2 tRNA genes and 3 rRNA genes are annotated in these 5449 nt (G+C 48.9%); all 5 read right to left on the reverse strand.

The annotated features are described in order from the left end of the window. Nucleotides 1–8 precede the first annotated feature (8 nt). The 5 genes from rrf to PCI70_RS12040 all read right to left on the reverse strand — a co-directional run bounded on the left by rrf (nucleotide 9) and on the right by PCI70_RS12040 (nucleotide 5282). Nucleotides 9–123: ribosomal RNA gene (gene rrf / locus PCI70_RS12020) — 5S ribosomal RNA — on the reverse strand. A gap of 163 nt (nucleotides 124–286) precedes the next feature. Then, nucleotides 287–3178, reverse strand: a 23S ribosomal RNA gene (locus PCI70_RS12025). 319 nt (nucleotides 3179–3497) lie between these two features. Beyond that, a tRNA-Ala gene (locus PCI70_RS12030) sits at nucleotides 3498–3573 on the reverse strand. Between the two features lie 36 nt (nucleotides 3574–3609). After that, nucleotides 3610–3686, reverse strand: a tRNA-Ile gene (locus tag PCI70_RS12035). A 59-nt stretch (nucleotides 3687–3745) separates the two neighbouring features. Next, nucleotides 3746–5282 (reverse strand): 16S ribosomal RNA (locus tag PCI70_RS12040). Together the 16S, 23S and 5S rRNA genes with 2 tRNA genes alongside form the textbook arrangement of a ribosomal RNA operon. Nucleotides 5283–5449: the final 167 nt, after the last annotated feature.

Genomic DNA, 5449 nt, shown 5'->3' on the forward strand with positions numbered 1-5449 from the left:
GAATAATGAGCTGGCGATGACTTACTCTCACATGGGTAACCCCACACTACCATCAGCGCAAAGAGGTTTCACTTCTGAGTTCGGGAAGGGATCAGGTGGTTCACTCTTGCTATGGTCGCCAGCACAACTGGTATGACGATCTATGGTCTTACAACTGCCAAGATACTGTCAAATTTAGTGCATAACAGATTAGATTGCGTCTGAGTTGTTCATTATAAGCGAATACTTAACTCAATCAAGTTTATGTTGTGATATTGCTATCAACAGCCAACTGTTTGGGTGTTGTATAGTCAAGCCTCACGAGCAATTAGTATTGGTCAGCTTCATACGTCACCGTACTTCCACATCCAACCTATCAACGTCCTAGTCTCGAACGGCTCTTTAGAAGACATAAAGTCTAAGGGAAATCTAATCTTGAGGTAGGCTTCCCGCTTAGATGCTTTCAGCGGTTATCCCTTCCGAACATAGCTACCCGGCGATGCGACTGGCGTCACAACCGGTACACCAGAGGTTCGTCCACTCTGGTCCTCTCGTACTAGGAGCAGATCCTCTCAAATTTCCAACGCCCACGGTAGATAGGGACCGAACTGTCTCACGACGTTCTAAACCCAGCTCGCGTACCTCTTTAAATGGCGAACAGCCATACCCTTGGGACCTGCTTCAGCCCCAGGATGAGATGAGCCGACATCGAGGTGCCAAACACCGCCGTCGATATGAACTCTTGGGCGGTATCAGCCTGTTATCCCCAGAGTACCTTTTATCCGTTGAGCGATGGCCCTTCCATACAGAACCACCGGATCACTAAGACCTACTTTCGTACCTGCTCGACTTGTTGGTCTCGCAGTTAAGCGCGCTTTTGCCTTTATACTCTACGCGTGATTTCCGACCACGCTGAGCGCACCTTCGTACTCCTCCGTTACTCTTTAGGAGGAGACCGCCCCAGTCAAACTACCCACCAGACATGGTCCTCGCCCCGGATCACGGGGCAGAGTTAGAACCTCAACATTACCAGGGTGGTATTTCAAGGATGGCTCCATGGTAACTGGCGTCACCACTTCAAAGCCTCCCACCTATCCTACACAAGTAAGGTCAAAGTTCAATGTCAAGCTGCAGTAAAGGTTCACGGGGTCTTTCCGTCTAGCCGCGGGTACACTGCATCTTCACAGCGATTTCGATTTCACTGAGCCTCTGCTGGAGACAGCGCCGCCATCATTATGCCATTCGTGCAGGTCGGAACTTACCCGACAAGGAATTTCGCTACCTTAGGACCGTTATAGTTACGGCCGCCGTTTACTGGGGCTTCGATCAAGAGCTTCGCTTACGCTAACCCCATCAATTAACCTTCCAGCACCGGGCAGGCATCACACCCTATACGTCCACTTTCGTGTTTGCAGAGTGCTATGTTTTTAATAAACAGTTGCAGCGGCCTGGTTTCTGAGGCTGTCAATCGCTCAAGAAGCAAGTTCTATCACGATCAACAGCGTACCTTCTCCCGAAGTTACGGTACCATTTTGCCTAGTTCCTTCAGCAGAGTTCTCTCAAGCGCTTTGGTCTACTCGACCTGACCACCTGTGTCGGTTTAGGGTACGATTCCTGTGTAACTGAAGCTTAGAGACTTTTCTTGGAAGCATGGTATCAGCCACTTCACTGTACAAGTACAGCTTGCTATCAACTCTCAGCATAAAGCACCCCGGATTTGCCTAAGATGCATGCCTACAGTCTTTCACCTGGACAACCAACGCCAGGCTGACTTAACCTTCTCCGTCCTCTCATCGCATTACACAGAAGTAATGGAATATTAACCATTTTCCCATCGACTACGCCTCTCGGCCTCGCCTTAGGGGTCGACTCACCCAGCCCCGATTAACGTTGGACTGGAACCCTTGGTCTTTCAGCGAACGGGTTTTTCACCCGTTTTGTCGTTACTCACGTCAGCATTCGCACTTCTGATACCTCCAGCATGCTTCTCAACACACCTTCATCGGCTTACAGAACGCTCCCCTACCACTTGACTATTGTCAAATCCGCAGCTTCGGCACATAGTTTTAGCCCCGTTACATCTTCCGCGCAGGCCGACTCGACTAGTGAGCTATTACGCTTTCTTTAAAGGGTGGCTGCTTCTAAGCCAACCTCCTAGCTGTCTATGCCTTCCCACATCGTTTCCCACTTAACTATGATTTTGGGGCCTTAGCTGGCGGTCTGGATTGTTTTCCTCTTGACTACGGACGTTAGCACCCGCAGTCTGTCTCCCGGATAGTACTCATAGGTATTCGGAGTTTGCATCGGTTTGGTAAGTCGGGATGACCCCCTAGCCGAAACAGTGCTCTACCCCCTATGGTATTCGTCCGAGGCGCTACCTAAATAGCTTTCGGGGAGAACCAGCTATCACCAGGCTTGATTAGCCTTTCACCCCTATCCACAAGTCATCCCCTGGCTTTTCAACGACAGTGGGTTCGGTCCTCCAGTTAGTGTTACCCAACCTTCAACCTGCTCATGGATAGATCGCCTGGTTTCGGGTCTATACCCAGCAACTAAACGCCCTATTAAGACTCGATTTCTCTACGGCTCCCCTATACGGTTAACCTCGCTACTGAATATAAGTCGCTGACCCATTATACAAAAGGTACGCAGTCACCCAACAAGTGGGCTCCTACTGCTTGTATGCATGCGGTTTCAGGATCTATTTCACTCCCCTCACAGGGGTTCTTTTCGCCTTTCCCTCACGGTACTGGTTCACTATCGGTCAGTCAGGAGTATTTAGCCTTGGAGGATGGTCCCCCCATATTCAGACAAGGTTTCACGTGCCTCGCCCTACTCGATATCATTATCTAAGCCCTTTCGCGTACAGGACTATCACCTACTATGGTCGCACTTCCCAGAGCGTTCCACTAAAACTTAGATAACTTCATGGGCTGTTCCGCGTTCGCTCGCCGCTACTGACGGAATCTCAATTGATTTCTTTTCCTAAGGGTACTGAGATGTTTCACTTCCCCTCGTTCGCCTTGCAACACTATGTATTCATGTTGCAATACCTGCCTTACAGCAAGTGGGTTCCCCCATTCAGACATCTCCGGATCACAGGATATTTGCCGCCTCCCCGAAGCTTTTCGCAGGCTATCACGTCTTTCATCGCCTCTGACTGCCAAGGCATCCACCACATGCACTTAATTACTTGACTATACAACCCCAAACAGTCGATAACACCTACAAGGAGCATTAACAACTTATCGTTTAAAGTCTTGTGAACTTAATCACCATACAGCTTCAATCAATAACATATACCAAAACGCTTGATTCAGTTAATTTCGCTAGTTCTCATCTCACTCTTTCGAGTGTATGAGTGAACAATTTATTTCAGACTCAATCTTTAATCTGTTAATGAATAACTTACCCTTCGTCAGGTCTAAGTATTCTCTGTGAAATCACAGAGATTAATAAATATAACTATTTACTAATCTCTACTATCTCACCTTATCATCTTAAGAGTTACGATATCTTGGTGGAGACTAGGAGAGTCGAACTCCTGACCTCCTGCGTGCAAAGCAGGCGCTCTACCAACTAAGCTAAGTCCCCAGCTTATATCATACCAATCATATGCAGTCGCCAAACTGGTGGGTCTGACAAGACTTGAACTTGTGACCCCACGCTTATCAAGCGTGTGCTCTAACCAACTGAGCTACAGACCCCATACGATCTATCAAAGAACAACTTGTTGTGGATTCTTACCAATCAATTCACCTTTCGTTAAGGAGGTGATCCAGCCGCAGGTTCCCCTACGGCTACCTTGTTACGACTTCACCCCAGTCATCGGCCACACCGTGGTGAACGTCCTCCCTAAGGTTAGACTATCCACTTCTGGTGCAACAAACTCCCATGGTGTGACGGGCGGTGTGTACAAGGCCCGGGAACGTATTCACCGCGGCATTCTGATCCGCGATTACTAGCGATTCCGACTTCATGGAGTCGAGTTGCAGACTCCAATCCGGACTACGATCGGCTTTTTGAGATTAGCATCACATCGCTGTGTAGCAACCCTCTGTACCGACCATTGTAGCACGTGTGTAGCCCTGGCCGTAAGGGCCATGATGACTTGACGTCGTCCCCGCCTTCCTCCAGTTTGTCACTGGCAGTATCCTTAAAGTTCCCACCCGAAGTGCTGGCAAATAAGGAAAAGGGTTGCGCTCGTTGCGGGACTTAACCCAACATCTCACGACACGAGCTGACGACAGCCATGCAGCACCTGTATCTGAGTTCCCGAAGGCACTAATCTATCTCTAGAAAATTCTCAGTATGTCAAGGCCAGGTAAGGTTCTTCGCGTTGCATCGAATTAAACCACATGCTCCACCGCTTGTGCGGGCCCCCGTCAATTCATTTGAGTTTTAGTCTTGCGACCGTACTCCCCAGGCGGTCTACTTATCGCGTTAGCTGCGCCACTAAAGCCTCAAAGGCCCCAACGGCTAGTAGACATCGTTTACGGCATGGACTACCAGGGTATCTAATCCTGTTTGCTCCCCATGCTTTCGCACCTCAGCGTCAGTATTAGGCCAGAAGGCTGCCTTCGCCATCGGTATTCCTCCAGATCTCTACGCATTTCACCGCTACACCTGGAATTCTACCTTCCTCTCCCATACTCTAGCTAACCAGTATCGTATGCAATTCCCAAGTTGAGCTCGGGGATTTCACATCCGACTTAATTAGCCGCCTACGCGCGCTTTACGCCCAGTAATTCCGATTAACGCTCGCACCCTCTGTATTACCGCGGCTGCTGGCACAGAGTTAGCCGGTGCTTATTCTGCGAGTAACGTCCAATACTCCTGAGTATTAATCAGGGTACCCTCCTCCTCGCTTAAAGTGCTTTACAACCATAAGGCCTTCTTCACACACGCGGCATGGCTGGATCAGGCTTTCGCCCATTGTCCAATATTCCCCACTGCTGCCTCCCGTAGGAGTCTGGGCCGTGTCTCAGTCCCAGTGTGGCGGATCATCCTCTCAGACCCGCTACAGATCGTCGCCTTGGTAGGCCTTTACCCTACCAACTAGCTAATCCGACTTAGGCTCATCTATTAGCACAAGGTCTTACGATCCCCTGCTTTCCCCCGTAGGGCGTATGCGGTATTAGCGTCCCTTTCGAAACGTTGTCCCCCACTAATAGGCAGATTCCTAAGCTTTACTCACCCGTCCGCCGCTAAGTCCAGTAGCAAGCTACCTTCCTCCGCTCGACTTGCATGTGTTAAGCCTGCCGCCAGCGTTCAATCTGAGCCATGATCAAACTCTTCAGTTAAAAATCATTTACTGCCTTAAGGGCACTAATCTGCTCATCAATTACTAGCAATATTCGCTCAAATAAATTTTCGAGTAAATTCTTACTAATTGTAACCAATGATTTTAATTTATCAGTGATCAATCAGTAAAAATCCACACAAGTTGTTCTTCAATTCTCTTAATGAT

It is taken from the genome of Acinetobacter sp. HY1485 (assembly GCF_027568475.1).
In the GTDB taxonomy this organism is placed as follows: domain Bacteria; phylum Pseudomonadota; class Gammaproteobacteria; order Pseudomonadales; family Moraxellaceae; genus Acinetobacter.